The sequence below is a fragment of the Synechococcus sp. W65.1 genome (genome assembly GCF_047461615.1).
In the GTDB taxonomy this organism is placed as follows: domain Bacteria; phylum Cyanobacteriota; class Cyanobacteriia; order Thermostichales; family Thermostichaceae; genus Thermostichus.
In genome coordinates, this window is sequence record NZ_JANSHI010000002.1 from 133,125 (window position 1) to 148,365 (window position 15,241).

The 15,241-nt window shown below is 59.3% G+C and carries 12 protein-coding genes; 4 read left to right on the forward strand and 8 right to left on the reverse strand.

The features are described 5' to 3' along the window. Nucleotides 1-177 precede the first annotated feature (177 nt). Nucleotides 178-1,491, reverse strand: a complete 1,314-nt coding sequence (hisD, locus tag NW806_RS01960) for a histidinol dehydrogenase (protein WP_414409813.1) — start codon at nucleotides 1,489-1,491, stop codon at nucleotides 178-180. 352 nt (nucleotides 1,492-1,843) lie between these two features. On the opposite strand from hisD, the gene NW806_RS01965 reads away from it, so the two are divergent. After that, a complete protein-coding gene (locus tag NW806_RS01965; protein ID WP_414409814.1) occupies nucleotides 1,844-2,350 on the forward strand; it encodes a MarR family winged helix-turn-helix transcriptional regulator in 507 nt (168 codons plus the stop codon). Nucleotides 2,351-2,363: 13 nt separating this feature from the next. On the opposite strand, the gene NW806_RS01970 is transcribed toward NW806_RS01965, so the two are convergent. Continuing rightward, the gene (locus NW806_RS01970; RefSeq protein ID WP_414405881.1) at nucleotides 2,364-2,648 is read right to left on the reverse strand and encodes a hypothetical protein; all 285 of its coding nucleotides are present in this window, start codon (nucleotides 2,646-2,648) and stop codon (nucleotides 2,364-2,366) included. A 211-nt stretch (nucleotides 2,649-2,859) separates the two neighbouring features. Between NW806_RS01970 and NW806_RS01975 the strand changes: the two genes are divergently transcribed. Further along, complete coding sequence (locus tag NW806_RS01975) at nucleotides 2,860-3,387, forward strand: TM2 domain-containing protein (protein ID WP_414409815.1); 528 nt, start codon at nucleotides 2,860-2,862, stop codon at nucleotides 3,385-3,387. 7 nt (nucleotides 3,388-3,394) lie between these two features. Here the strand turns inward: NW806_RS01975 and NW806_RS01980 are convergent, their stop codons facing one another. The 3 genes from NW806_RS01980 to mfd are packed head-to-tail and all read right to left on the reverse strand — an operon-like array spanning nucleotide 3,395 to nucleotide 8,596. Beyond that, nucleotides 3,395-4,177, reverse strand: a complete 783-nt coding sequence (locus NW806_RS01980) for an ABC transporter permease (RefSeq protein WP_414409816.1) — start codon at nucleotides 4,175-4,177, stop codon at nucleotides 3,395-3,397. After that, nucleotides 4,174-5,109: an ABC transporter ATP-binding protein gene (locus tag NW806_RS01985; protein ID WP_414409817.1), complete on the reverse strand. Its 936-nt coding sequence runs from the start codon at nucleotides 5,107-5,109 to the stop codon at nucleotides 4,174-4,176. The genes NW806_RS01980 and NW806_RS01985 overlap by 4 nt, the downstream gene beginning before the upstream one ends. Before the next feature lie 10 nt (nucleotides 5,110-5,119). Next, on the reverse strand, nucleotides 5,120-8,596 hold the full coding sequence (gene mfd, locus NW806_RS01990) for a transcription-repair coupling factor (protein WP_414409818.1): 3,477 nt from the start codon (nucleotides 8,594-8,596) through the stop codon (nucleotides 5,120-5,122). A gap of 324 nt (nucleotides 8,597-8,920) precedes the next feature. Between mfd and NW806_RS01995 the strand changes: the two genes are divergently transcribed. Both NW806_RS01995 and cydB read left to right on the forward strand, forming a co-directional pair. Further along, entirely contained in the window at nucleotides 8,921-10,354 is a 1,434-nt protein-coding gene (locus NW806_RS01995; protein WP_414409819.1) for a cytochrome ubiquinol oxidase subunit I, read from the forward strand. Nucleotides 10,355-10,435: 81 nt separating this feature from the next. After that, complete coding sequence (gene cydB, locus NW806_RS02000) at nucleotides 10,436-11,485, forward strand: cytochrome d ubiquinol oxidase subunit II (protein ID WP_414409820.1); 1,050 nt, start codon at nucleotides 10,436-10,438, stop codon at nucleotides 11,483-11,485. Between the two features lie 79 nt (nucleotides 11,486-11,564). Here cydB and NW806_RS02005 read toward each other — a convergent pair whose 3' ends face one another. From NW806_RS02005 to NW806_RS02015, 3 genes are all read right to left on the reverse strand, one after another. After that, nucleotides 11,565-13,145: a mechanosensitive ion channel gene (locus NW806_RS02005; RefSeq protein WP_414409821.1), complete on the reverse strand. Its 1,581-nt coding sequence runs from the start codon at nucleotides 13,143-13,145 to the stop codon at nucleotides 11,565-11,567. A gap of 232 nt (nucleotides 13,146-13,377) precedes the next feature. Continuing rightward, nucleotides 13,378-13,875, reverse strand: a complete 498-nt coding sequence (gene rimI / locus NW806_RS02010) for a ribosomal protein S18-alanine N-acetyltransferase (protein ID WP_414409863.1) — start codon at nucleotides 13,873-13,875, stop codon at nucleotides 13,378-13,380. A gap of 149 nt (nucleotides 13,876-14,024) precedes the next feature. Next, the gene (locus NW806_RS02015; RefSeq protein WP_414409822.1) at nucleotides 14,025-15,164 is read right to left on the reverse strand and encodes a 5-(carboxyamino)imidazole ribonucleotide synthase; all 1,140 of its coding nucleotides are present in this window, start codon (nucleotides 15,162-15,164) and stop codon (nucleotides 14,025-14,027) included. Nucleotides 15,165-15,241: the final 77 nt, after the last annotated feature.

Below are 15,241 nucleotides of genomic sequence, written 5' to 3' on the forward strand. Positions count from 1 at the left end.
GGAATGGGTAAAGGCGAGGGGGAGAAGCTTTCTGGGGCAGCCGTCGCTATAGCACTCGGCCAGACAGCGCTCCCCCCTGCCCCGATCCAAGCCGCTACCAGAGCCCTCCCCAGTTGCCCCAGCCAGCTTCCCCTGAGCCAGCCCCCCATTTGCCCAACCCTCCGCCTTAGCTGCTGGCTAGGACTTCGCTGACAGCCGCACCTGGACTGACCGGCTGTGGGCGGGTAACCCCTCAGCTTGCGCCAGGGCTTGAATGGCACCGGCCACCTCTTGCAAAGCCGCTGAGCCGTACTGGATTAGGCTGGAGTGCTTCAGGAAGGTTTCTACCCCCAGCGCCGAGGCGTAGCGGGCTGCCCCTGCCGTGGGCAAGGTGTGGCTGGGCCCAGCTAGGTAATCCCCCACCGCCTCTGGGGTGAAATGTCCCAAGAAGATGGCCCCCGCATGGCGAATTGCGTCCAACAGGGCCCAGGGATCCGCCACCTGAAGCTCCAGGTGCTCCGGCGCAAACTGGTTGGACAAGTTGACCGCCGTGGCCAGATCGGGCACCACCCCAATCAGCCCGTAGTTGGCCACTGCCTTTTCCACCAGGAGGCGATGGGGATGCTCCTCGAGCTGCCTGACCACCGCCTGCTGCACCTGTTGGGCCAGCCGGAGGTCGGGAGTGAGCAGGATAGCCGCCGCTAGGGGATCATGCTCGGCCTGGGCCAGGAGATCAGCGGCAACGTAGAGGGGGTTGGCGCTCTCATCGGCAATGATCAACACCTCCGAGGGCCCGGCCAGGGAGTCGATGCCTACCGTGCCATACACCAGCTTTTTGGCCAGGGTTACGTAGATGTTGCCGGGGCCGGCGATCACGTCCACCTTGGGGATGGTCTCAGTTCCGTAGGCCAGCGCTGCAATGGCCTGGGCCCCGCCGACGCGATAGATGGTGTGGATGCCCACTTCTTGGGCAGCGACCAGAATGGCTGGGTTAATTCCCTTGCCCCCTAGGCCGTCCGATCCCGGCGGGGTCACCATGACAATTTCCGGCACCCCTGCCACCTTGGCAGGAATGGCGTTCATCAACACCGTACTGGGATAGGCGGCGCGACCCCCCGGAATGTAGAGGCCAGCGCGATCCACCGGGCGGTACTGCTTGCCCAAAACAATCTCGGGGCCAGGAAAGCTTACCCAACTGCTGGGCACCTGCTGCCGGTGGAAGGCTTCGATGCGCTGTTTGGCTAGGCGCAGGGCCGAGAGCAGTTGCGGCGATACCGCCTGGTAGGCCGCCTCCAGCTCCGCCCCCGAGACCTTTAGGTCGGCAACGCTCAGCTCCACTTGGTCAAACTCTGCCGTGTAGGCCAGCAAGGCCCGATCCCCTTGGCGGCGTACTGTCTGCAGGATCTCCCGCACAGTTGCCTCGTGATGCAGGTTTTGGTCTGCCTGGGTGCGCTCCGAGATCCGTCTGAGCTCGGCTTCGGCCTCGGTTAGCTGGGTAACAATTCTCAGCATGGCAACTCCTTTGCCTGGCGTACCGTAGGCAGAGAGCGAGAGAGCCGGCGGCAGAGGGGGCTTTTCCTGCCCTGGCCTCCCGGGCTCCCAGAGAGGGATCCCGTCTGCGCCTAGGGCGCTCCACAGGGGCTATGGTCATAGCTTAGCCTGGATCTTCCGCTCCAAAGAACCCTGCTCCTGCTCCAGCCCTATTCAGAGATCTGTAATGAGGCATCTCCCCTCAGCAGCCAGAACCTCCAAAGTTGGGAACTGTTCCAGGGAGTATTAATTTGCGTTAGGACTATATCACAGTGAGTTATGGTGAAGCTAAAACCGTTGTTGACAAGTCAGTCGCCTGCAGCGATTGCTAACCATGCCCACATCTACTCAGCTTCCCGAAGAGCAAGCCCTTCAGCCTTCGGTGGCAGTGGCCCAGGAGCCCTTCTTGGGGCTGCTGCAGGATCTGGCGCGGGCCTACCAAGCTTTTGAGAACTACGCCGCCGCTCACATCCGCCAGACAGGGCTAACTCCCCCCCAATTTGAGGTCTTGGTAACCCTCGGCAACACCCCTGGCCTGACGATGAACGTCCTGGCTGAGAAAACGCTAGTTACCAAAGGAACGCTGACCGGGATCGTGGATCGCCTGGAACAAAAGGGCCTGGTGCGCCGCGAGGTGCCGCCGGAAAACCGCCGCTGCTTCAGGATTGTGCTCACCGAAGCGGGGGAAAAACTGTTTGCGCAAGTCTTCCCAGCCCACGTGGCTTACCTAAGGGAGCGCTTTCAGAAGCTGGATCCGGAAGAGATAGCCCAGATCCAGGCCTGCCTAAAAAAGCTACAGTCTATTTTCAATCTCCCTCAGGGGCAGACCGAGAGTTGTTGAGAAGGCCTTCTGCCTACCCTAAAACCCAGAGCACAAAGACGATACCTAGAGTAACGGCGGCAAAGAGGGTGTAGCTAATCCGGCGCAGCGGCTGCAGTTGCATAGCATGCAGCTCCTTGAGCCAACTCAACCCCAGGGACTCCACGAAGCGATCCAGCACCGCCTGCATGGGGTAGGCGTAAACGGATCCCTGCTCTTTGAAGTTCACCAGCACAACTAGCAGCGTGGCGTAGCCCCAGAGGAGACCCCAGAGCGCAGCACTTAACCCAATTAAGATGGGCTCAAGCATTGCAAGCATTACACTTCTTTATCTTTGTGTGGGTGTACCTGCTGCTTGTGTCAAGGGGACGGAGTTTTTTGGAGTGAGGGAATTGATCCCCCTTGAGGCTACCTTCCTCAGGCAGCAGCCTAGAGAGGAGCTCCCGACGGCTCCTAAGGGTCGGCTTTGCTAGCTCTCTTCTGCCCCTTTAAACTGGGAGTACCTGCTCAAAGCTACCCTGTTAACCTCCATGAGTTCTCGCTACCTGCTGCCCCCCGCTGAGTCCAAATCTGTCGGCACCGCCTATCTTCTCTGGGCGTTGGGCATCTTCGGCATCTGTGGTGTCCATCGCCTTTACCTGGGCAAGATGGGCACAGGCATTCTCTGGCTTTTCACCTTTGGCCTGTTGGGAATTGGCCAGTTGATTGACCTGTTTTTGATCCCGGGCATGGTGGACAACTACAACCTTAAGCTAGCCGTCCTGCAGGGATCCCGACCTTCCTCGTCTCCGGCAAAAACTGTCTCAGCAACCCCGCAGCCCCTCAAGGGTCAGGCTTTGATGCGGGAAATCCTACGGCTAGCCCAGCGTCGCCAGGGGATCCTCACCCTCTCGGAGATTGCCATCGAACTGCCTGCTGACTTTGACGAGATTGAAAAGGCGCTGCGAGAGCTAAGCCGGCGGGGCATTGCCTCCCCTGAGAACAACCTAACCACCGGCGCAGTGGAATATCACTTCCCTCACCTGTTGCGCTCCCCTGGCGAACCCCGCTCCCTTTGACCACGCCCTACTGGGATCCCAGGAGGCCGCGCTGTTTGGCCAGCCGCATCGCCCGGCGAAAGGCTAGCAACCCCAGGCCAAAGTAGAAAATGCCGCTGGCTAGAGCTACGAGCAGCCGCAGGGGATCCAGACCTGCATCCCGTACCATTACGTCTCGCAGCAGGCCGGCCCCTGCCGTCATGGGCAGCATCTGCCCTAGCCACTTCCGAGCTCCCGACCACTCTTCCGTGGGGGTAGCCAGGAGAAAGAGGAGGCCAAACTGGCTCAGGATCAGCAGTTGTTGAATGCGCTTCCAGATTAAGGCGGCGGATCCCAGTAAAAACGAGAAGCCATAGGCCCCCAGCACCACGCTCAAAAGCGGCAGCACCAAGCTGGGGGGAAAGCGCAGCCGGCTGCCCGTGAGCAACAAAATGATCCCCAAAACGACGACGACAATGGCAAGGCGCAACACCAAGCTGGCACAAGCCCGCGCCAGAAACAGCGTGGCTGCGGAAAACGGCGAGAGCAACACCTGCTCTAGCGTCCCCGTCTGGGCTTCCACCTGCAGGTTGAGAGCAATGTCGTTCACCACAAAAATGACCAGCGTCCAGAGCACATAGCCAATCACCACCGCATCCAGCCGTTCGCCAAACTGGGAGGCTGGCCCTGCCACATGCTGAGCGCCGGCAAAAAGGGCATAGAAGAAAAAGGTGGTGATGAGGATCCCGCCCAGGGCTTCTGCCGGATAGCGGATGTACTGGGTCCAGGTGCGCTTTAGCTCCGCCCAAAACAGGTACAGCAGTGGCCTCATCCCTGCTTCTTTTCCCTTTTCAGCAGCTTGAGAAAAATGTGGGTGAGATCGGCTTCCTCTCGCTTGACGCTGAGCAGGGGCAAGGGCTTGAGGATCTCTAGCACTTGATACAAAGCCTCCGAGGAGCCCCTAAACCGCAACTGATGAGAGCTGAGAATCTCCACCCCTTGCTGGGCTAGGCGTTCCGCCCGGCTGGGATCCAGCTCCTGTTCCAACTCAATCCGATAAGTACCGGCTGCGCTGGCAAACTGCCGGATCAACTCCTGCGTGGGGGCCTGGACGAGAATCGTTCCTCGCTCGATTACAGCCACTTGGTTCGAGAGCGCCTCAGCTACGTCCAGTTGGTGGGTGGTGAGGAGAATGGCCCGACCCGAAGCAGCAATTTGGCGGATGAGGGATCTCACCGCTTGCGCCGCCTCCACGTCCAACCCCAAGGTGGGCTCATCCAACAACAGCAGAGCTGGCTGGTGCAGGAGGGCAACGGCGATGGCCACCTTCTGCTGCATGCCGCGGGAAAGGGTTTGCACAGCAACCTCCCCTTTCTCCCCTAGGCCCAAGGTCTCCAACAGCTCTAGCCCCCGTTGCCGAGCAGCTTTAGGAGACAGCCCCCGCAGCACGCCAAAGTACTCCAAGTTCTGCAAGGGGGTCAGCCGCCAGTAGAGGTTGCGGTTGCCTTCCAGCACCGCCCCCACCTGGGCCAGCGCTCCAGGCTCAGTGTGGGGATCCCGCCCTAGGATGCGCACGCTGCCGGCATCAGGCCGGATCAGACCAGCGATGATCTTGATGGTGGTGGTCTTGCCTGCCCCGTTGGGCCCCAGAAAAGCCAGGATCTCCCCTGCTGCTAGCGTTAGGGAGACATCCACCACCGCCTGCACTTGCTTGCCTCCCTGCCGGTAGGTCTTCTGGAGGTGGTGCACTTCGAGAACCTTCATGAGACAGGCTCTAGGGAGGCGTTGGGAGCCCGGCTTCCGTCTGGGTCAAGGCCAGGCTCATCTTGTCTAGCCACTGCAAAAGGTTTTCCAGTTGCTGTGCCGGCGCCAGCATTCCCAGCCCCCGCACCGTAACCTTGCCCGGCTGGTAAACCAAGCGAGACTGCACATGAGCTGGCAGGGCTTCCTTAAGACGGTTCCAGGCCGGCTCCTCCATGGGGGTTTCCAAAATAACATGCTCTTTGGCGGGCCTGATGCGGGAAAAGCCCAGGGTGCGGGCCAAAATCTTCAGCTCCATCACCCGCAGCAGTTCCTGGGCAGGCTTGGGCAGGGGGCCAAAGCGGTCTTGCCATTCCTGCGCTATTTGGGAAAGCTCCAGGCGCGATCCGGCAGCCGCCACTTGGCGATAAGCCTGCATTTTTTGCTCCTCGTCAGGGATATAGCTCTGGGGAATCATAGCCGTAACGTTGAGGTCGATCTGGGTGTCCTCCACCTGCGGGATCTTCTGGCCGCGAATTTCTTGGATGACCTCCTGCAGCATTTCTAGATAGAGATCAAGGCCCACCGCATTGACTTGTCCCGATTGCTCCGTTCCCAGCAAATTGCCAATGCCGCGAATTTCCATATCCCGCAGAGCCAACTGGTAGCCAGATCCCAGTTGGGTAAATTCTTGAATGGCCTGCAGGCGTTTGCGGGCCTCCTCGGTGAGGATCCCATCCTCTCGGTAGAACAGCCAAGCATAGGCTTGGATCCCGGCCCGGCCCACCCGCCCTCGCAATTGGTAAAGCTGGGCCAACCCAAACTCCTGGGCATTTTCGATCAAAATGGTGTTGACACGAGGAATGTCCAAGCCGGATTCAATAATGGTGGTGCAGACCAGGATATCGATTTCGCCATTGTTAAAAGCCAGCATGGTCGCTTCCAGCTCCCCTTCCGGCATCTGCCCATGAGCAATGGCAATGCGAGTGCCGGGCACCCATTCCCGCAATTTGGCAGTGGTTTCTTCGATCCTTTCAATGCGGTTGACGACGTAAAAGACTTGCCCGCCGCGATCCAACTCCTGGCGGATGGCTGTGCGAATGACCTCAGGGTTGTAGGGAGAAAGGTGAGTTTTAATCGGGCGCCGCGACGGAGGCGGAGTTTGGATCAAGCTCATTTCCCTCAACCCTGACAAGGCCATATACAGCGTGCGGGGGATAGGGGTAGCCGTAAGGGTGAGCACATCCACCTGGGTTTTGAGGAGCTTGATCTTCTCTTTTTGGTTGACGCCAAAGCGATGCTCCTCGTCAATCACCAAGAGGCCCAAATCGCGAAATTGCACGTCTTTGCCCAAAAGTTGGTGGGTGCCTACAATTACGTCCAGCTCGCCGCTTTTAAGCCGGGCCAGGATCTCTTTTTTCTCCTCGGGAGTGCGGAAGCGGTTGAGCAACCCCACCTGAATGGGGTAGGGGGCAAAGCGCTCTTTGAGAGTGTGGTAGTGCTGCTGGGTGAGAATGGTGGTTGGCGCTAGAAGAGCTACCTGCTTGCCGGCGGTTACGGCCTTAAAGATGGCGCGGATGGCCACCTCCGTTTTGCCAAAGCCCACATCGCCACACAGCAGTCTATCCATGGGGCGAGGGGACTCCATATCCCGCTTGATCTCCTGGACAGCGCGAATTTGGTCCGGCGTCAGGGGGTAGGGAAAAGACTCCTCAAACTCCTGCTGCCAAGGGGAATCCGGGGGGAAGGCGTAGCCCTCCTGCTCGGCCCGTTTGGCGTAGAGCTGCAGGAGATCAAAGGCCACTTTTTTCAGACTCTTTTTGACTTTTTGTTTGGTCTTTTCCCAGGTGCTGCCGGACATTTTGTGCAGGGCAGGTGGCCCATCGCTGCTAGCCCGGTAGCGCGAGAGGGAGTTGACTTGGTCGGCAGCCACCCGCAGCAGGCCGTCGCTGTATTGAATAACGAGGTACTCCCGGGTTTCGCCGCCGATGGTGAGGCTTTCCAAGCGCAGGAACTGGCCAATGCCATGGGCCCTGTGAACGACAAAATCCCCCGGCTTGAGCAGGTTGGGATCCACCTGGCGAGAGCTGGCCTGGCGGCGCTTGCGCACATAGGTGGGAGTGGCGAGGCTGTGCTGGCCGAAAAACTCCCGGTCGGTGAGCACCACCCACCCCAGCGTGGGCAGCAGGAACCCCTCCAGCTCAGCCAAGCCGGAGTACTTCAGGGCCACTGGCGTGTAGGACTGGAGCTGGCGTTCAATGGCTGGAAAATCTTTGGGGTTGGGCACGTACTGGGCCGGGCAGTCGTGTTCTTGCAGCAAGGCCACCGTGCGGGAGGGCTGGGCGGAGAGGATCCACACCCGCAACTGCTGCTTGCGGTACTCGCGCAGGGTTTTGGCCAGGGATCCAAACTGGTGGGGAGCGGCAGGGACAGGCCGGCTTTTGAGGTCAAGGGCAGCTTCAGCCTCGCCGGCAGGGGCAAAAGCCCGGGCCAACAGGCGGGGGAAGGGATCCCAGTCGGGAGCCGCAAGATCAAAGAGACGGTGGAAGGGCACTAGAGCCGGCTCAGCAGCTTGGGCCAACTGCCACTGCTCCTGGGCGTGGTCTAGCCACTGCCGGCTGTGGGCCTGGCACTGCTCTGGCTCGTCGATCAGGATCAAGGTATTGGGATCCAAATAGCTCAGCAGGCTGGCCGGTGGATCGTAAAGTAGGCCCAGAAAGCGGCGCAAGCCCTCTGGGGGAGGGGACGACTGCTCCAACTGCTGCCGAAGACCCTGGGAAAGCTGATCGGCTTTTTCCTGTAGAGCCGGCCAGAGGATGGGCCCGTAGCCGGTGGGAGTTAGCCAGACATGGGGGATCCCGTCTTGAGAGCGCTGGCTCACCGGGTCAAACTCCCGCAGCCGCTCCAGTTCATTGCCAAACCACTCCAGGCGCACCGGCCATTCGCAGGCCACCGGAAAAACGTCGAGAATATCGCCCCTCTGGCTCCACTGTCCCTCGCTTTCCACCAGGCTTACCCGCTGATAACCTAGACGACTCAACTGCTGCCCCAACTGCTGCGGCGACAGCTCCGCGCCGGGCTCCAGCTTGAGGCAGAAAGACTGAAACACCTCTGGTGGGGGAAGGTGGGGTTGTATGGCCCGCTCCGTGGCCACAATGGCCATGCCCTTTCTGCCCTGGAGACAGTCGGCCAGCACCTGGAATTGTCCCCACACCAACTCCGGCTCCAGGTCAAACGGCTCATAGGGGGAAGCCTCGGAGGTGGGATAAAGCTGCACGCTCTCCCAGCCCATGCCCTCCAGTTGGGCTGTCCAGCGGCCCGCCTCTTCCAGCGTGGCGGTAACCACCAATAGGGATCTCCCTTCCTGCTGGGCCAAAGCCGAGGCGATCAACCCCTTGGCAATCCGCCCCCCTCCCTGCAAAGCAGCCCGTCGCTGGGATCTCAGCCGGACGGCCAACTCTTGCACCAAGCCCGATTGGGCAAGAAAGTGCACCAGTGGGATAAACGACATCTTTCCACCCCAGACTGCAAACTCAAGCCGGGATCCCAATTCTGGCATTTGTAGCCGCTGGAAACCTCAACAAGCCCTTTCCGGAGTGGGAAAGTTAGTTGGCTACCAGCCTTGAGGCTGCCAGGCCGATGCTCCAGGGCCGAGATTTTTTGTATCCCATGTTACAGGAAAAAGCTGGCACTCCCAGGATTCTAAAGTTAACCCTTAGACTTGAACAGCCTGCGCGTTGTCTTGCCCAAGATGTAACCCTAGGAGCAGCGGAAAATAGATCTCCTAAAGTTGTAAAGCTGTACTCATTACAACCCTCCAAGCTTAGGGAAAATTATGTTTCTAGACACCGTCACCCTTTCTCGACTACAGTTTGCCCTCACGGCCATGTTTCATATGCTATGGCCGGTTTTAACAACAGGAATGTCCATCTATCTTGTTGTAATTGAAGGACTTTGGCTGAAAACTCGCAATCTAGATTACTATCGCCACGCTCGCTTCTGGTCAAAGATCTATGTGTTAAACTTTGGCCTTGGCGTGGCCTCAGGCTTGCCGATGGCCTTTCAGTTTGGCATGAACTGGGCCCCTTTTTCTGAGGCGGTGGGCGACTTCTTTGGAACCATCCTAGGATTTGAGGGCACGATGGCCTTTATGCTGGAGGCCAGCTTCCTGGGGATCATGCTGTTTGGCTGGGAGCGGGTGCCGCCAGTAATTCACTGGATCTCGACAATCTTAGTGGCCTTCGGTGCCAACCTCTCCACCTTTTGGATCCTGACGGCCAACTCCTGGCTACAGACGCTGGCAGGGGGGGTATTTGTCGATGGGAAGTTTGTGGTACGTGACTACCTGCAGGCCATTTTCAATCCCTTCATGGTCAATAGCTTTCTGCACATGTTTTTTGCCACTTTGGAAACCTCTTTGTTTGTCATCGGTGGCATCAGCGCCTGGTACATTCTCAAGCGGCGGCACAGCGAGTTTTTCTCCCGCTCCTTCAAACTGGCCCTAGTGATGGCGCTAGTGGTGGCCCCTCTGCAGGTGTTTATTGGCCACTTGAGCGCGGAGCAAGTGTATCGCTATCAACCGGCCAAGCCGGCGGCCATGGAGGCCCAGTGGGAGACGCTCCCCGCCGGCGAGAGGGCAGACTGGAGCCTGTTTGCCTTGCCCAATGAGCGTGAGGAGCGCAACGAGTGGGAGGTGAGGATCCCCGGCGCGCTGGGCTACCTGCTCGAGTTCAAGCCCAGGCTGGATCGACCGGTGCAGGGCCTGAAAGCTTGGGATCCCCAAAATCGCCCTCACATGATTGGCCTCATCTACTACTCCTTTAGGACGATGGTGGCCATTGGCTTCTTTATGGCCGGGCTCGTGGGGGCTACCTTGATCCAGTGGTTGAGGGGCAAACTGTCGGCAGAGGCCCTTCCTCAGCAAAAGTGGCTGATGTGGGCTTGGGTTTTTGCCGGCCCCTTGGGCTACATTGCCGTCGAGGCTGGCTGGATTGTCCGCTGTGTTGGCCGGCAGCCCTGGATTGTGTACGGGCAACTGCGCACCGCAGAAGCGGCTTCCCCGCTGCCACCGGGAGAGGTGCTGTTTTCTCTAGTCGGCCTAACTGCTTTGTACACCGTGTTTTTCGTGGCCGCTCTTTACTTCGGCAGCCGCATCATCCGCAAAGGGCCTAACCTGGAGCTGCCTGCCCCCGTTCCAGCAACCCGGCCGGTGATCGTGATCGAGCCTGCTCGCCACGAGCCGGCTCGCCGTCCGGCAGAAGCTCGGTAGCGCCGCTGCCCAGGCGACATCGCAGTTGGGAACTGTCTCGAACTAGCCTGGCTAGAAATACCTAAAGCGGAGGGAAGGACCATGGAATCTTTCGAGCCTTTACAGCAGTTTCTGCCTCAAGTCTGGTTTTTTATCCTCGGTCTATTCCTCTTTCTCTATGTTCTGCTCGATGGATTTGACTTGGGGGTTGGCATCCTTTCCTTGACGGCTTCCAGCGAGACGCGCCGCAGCATTCTCATGACCAGCTTGGGCAATGTTTGGGATGCCAACGAGACGTGGCTGGTACTCATGGGGGGATCCCTATTTGGAGCCTTTCCCCTCGCCTACGCCACCATTCTCAATGCCCTCTACATTCCGCTAGTGATCATGGTGGTGGGCCTGATCTTGCGGGCTGTCTCTTTCGAGTTTCGGGAGAACGCCAACAACAAGCTGGTCTGGAACCTCGCCTTCGGAGTGGGCAGCTTTTTGGCAACCTTGGGCCAGGGGTTTGCCTTAGGCAGCGTCTTCGAAGGGATCCGGGTGGACGAAGCCGGCCACTTTGCCGGCAGCCCCTGGGACTGGCTGACCTGGCGCACGGTGCTGGTGGCTCTTACCCTGATCCAGGGGTATGTTTTGATCGGCTCTGCTTACTTGATTGTGAAAACCACGGGGGAAATCCAGAAAACCTATTACAGGACGGCCACCATCGCCACGTGGACAACTTTGCTGGGGGCAGTGTTTATTACCATCAGCACCCCCATTATGTCGGAGCAGGCGCGCTCCCAGCTTTTCTCGCCGCCTCTTTTCTATGTCTTTGCTGCAATCCCCCTTTTGGGGCTTTTGTTGGTGGCTCTGTTGCTGCGCAGCTTGCGCCGCCGAGAGGAAAATAGCCTTTTGGTTTACACCTTTCTCATTTTTGCCCTTTCTTTTATCGGCTTGGGGTTCATGATTTTCCCCAACATCATTCCTCCCAGCGTCACCATCTACGAGGCGGCAGCTTCTCCCAGTTCGCTGGTGTTTATGCTCACCTTTATTGGCTTTTTGATTCCGGTGATCTTGTCCTACAACATCTACAACTACGTGGTGTTCCGGGGCAAGATTGTAGTGCAAGAAACAGCGGCAGAAGAGGCCAAAGTTCCAGAGCCAGTTTAGGTTGGCCCAGAGTCGAAGGAATAACCCCGCCCATATGCCAGGCGGGGCAATTTTATTAGAGGCTCACCCAGCGAGGCTCTCACTCCCGCTTGAGCCATTGCCGGATCTGCTCGGCAGCCACGTCGCGACCTCCCAAGCCAAAAGCCAAAGCCACAGCCACGGCAATGGCGCCCAGCACCAGGCCAAAGGCCAGCACCACAATATCGGTGGCTACGCCCATCTGCTGCAAGGCCATGGCGCCAACGAAAACCAAAATGGCTACCCGCGCCGCCTGCGCCAGCACTCCTGAGGAGGGGTTGCCGAGGCTCTTAATCATAGAATGGGCCAAATTGGATAGGTAAAGACCGATCCCAAACACCAAAGCGCCGATGAGCACCCGCCCGGAAATGACCAACAGCCCCTCCACGATGTCGGTCAAAGCAGCAAACTGCAGCAGCTCCACGGCTGGCACTGCCCCGAACAAGACCACGCCCACCCAGACCACCAAGCCAGCAATCTCAGAGGGGGTGCGCCGCTTCACCAAGGTTGAGGGATCCCCTTCGGCGGCGGGAGCTTCAGGAGCAGGGGCCGAGGGCAAACCAAGGCCGGCAGCCAAGCGGTCGAAACCGATTGCCTGCAGCAACTGGGTCACCAAGCCAGCCAAAAACTGCCCCAGCCAGTAGAACACGGCCAGGATGAGAGCAGATCCTGCAATTCGGGGAATGGCCCGCAACACCTGCTCCAGCATCGCCACCGCTGGATCGGAGATGGCCCGGATTTCCAGGGCCTTGAGGGCGGCAATCACTGCCGGGATCAACACCAAGACGTAGGCCACTGTGCCCACCGTTTGGGCTAGCTGGGGAATGCCAAAGCGTGCCCCCAAGCGGTCCGCTGCCACCAAAAAATTGGAAACGATCTCACGCACGATGCGAGCTAGAAACCAGCCCACCACACCGATGATGAGCGCTCCCAGAATACGGGGTGCCGTTGACAGGATTTGATCCAGCAGGTTTTGCACTGGCTGCAGCGGCCCCCGCAGGTTCAGCGTGTCCAGGATGAGCGATAAGAAGAACAAGAAGATCAGCCAGTAGAAGGCGTCGCCCAGAGCTTCATTCAAGAGAAAGGGAGCGACCTCAGCGCCTCCCTCCGGCTTGGCAGCAGTTCCTTCCGCAGCCGCCTCCGGTTGGAGGGGTTGAGCCAGCCGCTCATCCAAGTTAAAGCGCCGCAGCCCTTGGATAACTGCCAGCCGGGCAACGGTGGCCACCGCCCAGCCCACCCCTAGCAGCACCAGCGCCCCGCCCAGCCGCGGCAGATAGGCGAAAATCTCTCCCAAAAACTTGTTGAGCGGATCGGAGACAGCCTGAAGCTGGAGAGCATTCAGCACCGCTACCAACACAAAAGCGAGGATAATCCAGTAAACAGCAGCAGCCACCCAGCGCTCAGTTTGCGGCGGCCTCTCGCCGGGCCTCTGGCCCATAATCCAGGTGGCCAAGCGGCTATCAAGCTGCGTCCGTTTGAGCAGCCCCCGAACGCCGAAAGCCACCACCGTGGCCACGATCCAACCCAGAACTAGAATGACAATCGCCGCCAGTAGATTGGGCATGAAATCAATGACTCTAGCCCGAAGATTGACAACAAAAGAGACGGCTTCATTGCGAAGGTCGTTTGCAGGGGTTTCCATGATTACCCTCACAGCATGAGATGTTCAAAAGAGTAGGTTAGCCTGAAGCCCTTCTTTGGGCAAGCTGGCCTGGGAGAAAGCCTCAAGCGTCAAGCAGAAACGCTGAGTCTTGCAACAAAGCTTTACATCCATTCCCAGGATGCCGATGGTTAGCCAAAGCTCCAGGGCAAAAGTTCAAGGTTCAGGCGTATAGAGGAAAACTTTTGCTTTAGAACCCTTTGCTTCTCCTCACTTAAATTGGTTTTTTCCAATACACCAGCCCATCCTCTCCGTTGTAATAGCCCCTGCGGCGTCCCAGCAATTGAAACCCTGCCGATTCATAGAGGCGGATGGCGGCCTGGTTAGAAGCCCTCACCTCCAACGTGGCCCAGCGACAGCCTGCTGCCCTGGCTTGGCTCAACAGCTCCTCCAGGATCCTTCGACCCAAACCACGCCGCCGATGGGCAGGATCCACCGCCAACGAGATGATGTGGGCCTCTTCTTCGATGCGCCAGAGGATGCCAAAGCCCACCAGCGTCCCTGGCGAGGAAAGCAGGGATCCGCAAGCGCCTTCAGGTTCTGCCACAGCCCCAATCACCAGGCTGGTGGGTCGTTCCAGCTCGGCCCGGTAGCCCTGTTCTCCCCAGTGCCCGCCATAACAGCGGCGATCCAGCTCTAGCAACTGGGGCAGGGCGGCAATGTCAAGCACCTGCAGCCGGTAGCCCATGGAGCTTAGTCTCGCCCTTTGCAGAACTCAGCCAGCCACAACTGCCCAAAGAGCTGGAGCTTGCAGTCGATCCCTCTCAACACCGCGGAGCGCTCCTGGGGCTCAAGATACTGGGCTACCGCTGCATGGCCACCTCAGGGCTTGGAGGGCTGGAGAAAGGGTGGGCGCTTGGCTCATGACTGCGGATACCAGAGGGATTCGAGGGTGTGGACAAGGGCCGCTGCCTGCTGCGGCGAAGGGGCAGTTGGCAGACAGACGGTAACATGGCCCAGCTTGCGCCCCGGGCGGGCGGGGGTCTTGTGGTACCAATGCACGGTGGCATTGGGGATCTCCGCCAGGCGCTGCCGCTTCTCGGCATAGTCGCTGGTGGAGTGCTCGTAGCCCAAGAGGTTGACCATCACCGCCCCCCCACCCTTGAGGGAGGGATCCCCCAAGGGAAGGCCAAGGATGGCCCGCAGATGTTGCTCAAACTGCGAGGTGTAGCAGGCTTCCAGGGTGTAGTGGCCGGAGTTGTGAACCCGCGGCGAGATCTCGTTGATCCAGATCCCAGCCTTGGGATGAGGCGGCGGCACCCAGAACAACTCGATGCCGAACACCCCAACCGCTTCTAGCTTTTCCATCACCTTAACTGCCAAGTCCCGGATCTCGGCCTCGACCGTTGGGGGGATGCGGGCGGGCACGAGGACGTGGCGACAGATTTGGTTAACCTGAACAGTCTCCACTACGGGGTAGACCCGGATCTCCCCCGTCAGCCCCCGCGCCACCATCACCGCCAGCTCCCGCTCAAAGGGGATCCACTCTTCCACAAGCAGCGGGATCCCCCTGTACTCGGCAAGGGTCTGTTGCCAAGCCGCGCGATCGGGCAAGATGCGGGTGCCCTTTCCGTCGTAGCCCTGCCGCCGCCGCTTGAGCACCAAGGGAAAGCTCAGGCTAGATAGATCTGCCGTCTCTGCCGGCCAAAAAGAGGGCACCGGCAACCCCAGCTCTGCCAGAAACTGCCGCTGGCGCAACTTGTCTAGCAACGGCTCCAGGGTGCTAAGGCGAGGGCAAAAGCGGGATTCTTCCGGATCCAGCCTTTTTAGCTCCGGCAGCAGGATGAACTCGTTTTCAAAAGTTACCACTGGGCAGCGCTGCAATAGCTGGGCTGTAGCCTGGGTGTCGGTTACAGCGCCCCAAACTACCCCATCGGCCACCGCCACTGCCGGATCGGTGGGGGCAGCCGCCTGCACAATCAGCGGAATCCCCAAGGAGCGGGCCGCCAAAGCCAACATCTGCGCCAACTGCCCCCCGCCGATTACCCCTACGGGCTGCATCTGGGTTTGGGACTTCACTTCTATACTGAGAGGAGAAGCACCGTCTAGTCTACCGCCCTTGGCCCCTACCTCTAGGG

Excerpts from the sequence above, each read along its gene's own strand:
- hisD (WP_414409813.1), bottom strand. The coding sequence starts at position 1,491 with ATGCTGAGAATTGTTACCCAGCTAACCGAGGCCGAAGCCGAGCTCAGA.
- NW806_RS01965 (WP_414409814.1), top strand. The coding sequence starts at position 1,844 with ATGCCCACATCTACTCAGCTTCCCGAAGAGCAAGCCCTTCAGCCTTCG.
- NW806_RS01970 (WP_414405881.1), bottom strand. The coding sequence starts at position 2,648 with ATGCTTGCAATGCTTGAGCCCATCTTAATTGGGTTAAGTGCTGCGCTC.
- NW806_RS01975 (WP_414409815.1), top strand. The coding sequence starts at position 2,860 with ATGAGTTCTCGCTACCTGCTGCCCCCCGCTGAGTCCAAATCTGTCGGC.
- NW806_RS01980 (WP_414409816.1), bottom strand. The coding sequence starts at position 4,177 with ATGAGGCCACTGCTGTACCTGTTTTGGGCGGAGCTAAAGCGCACCTGG.
- NW806_RS01985 (WP_414409817.1), bottom strand. The coding sequence starts at position 5,109 with ATGAAGGTTCTCGAAGTGCACCACCTCCAGAAGACCTACCGGCAGGGA.
- mfd (WP_414409818.1), bottom strand. The coding sequence starts at position 8,596 with ATGTCGTTTATCCCACTGGTGCACTTTCTTGCCCAATCGGGCTTGGTG.
- NW806_RS01995 (WP_414409819.1), top strand. The coding sequence starts at position 8,921 with ATGTTTCTAGACACCGTCACCCTTTCTCGACTACAGTTTGCCCTCACG.
- cydB (WP_414409820.1), top strand. The coding sequence starts at position 10,436 with ATGGAATCTTTCGAGCCTTTACAGCAGTTTCTGCCTCAAGTCTGGTTT.
- NW806_RS02005 (WP_414409821.1), bottom strand. The coding sequence starts at position 13,145 with ATGGAAACCCCTGCAAACGACCTTCGCAATGAAGCCGTCTCTTTTGTT.
- NW806_RS02015 (WP_414409822.1), bottom strand. The coding sequence starts at position 15,164 with ATGCAGCCCGTAGGGGTAATCGGCGGGGGGCAGTTGGCGCAGATGTTG.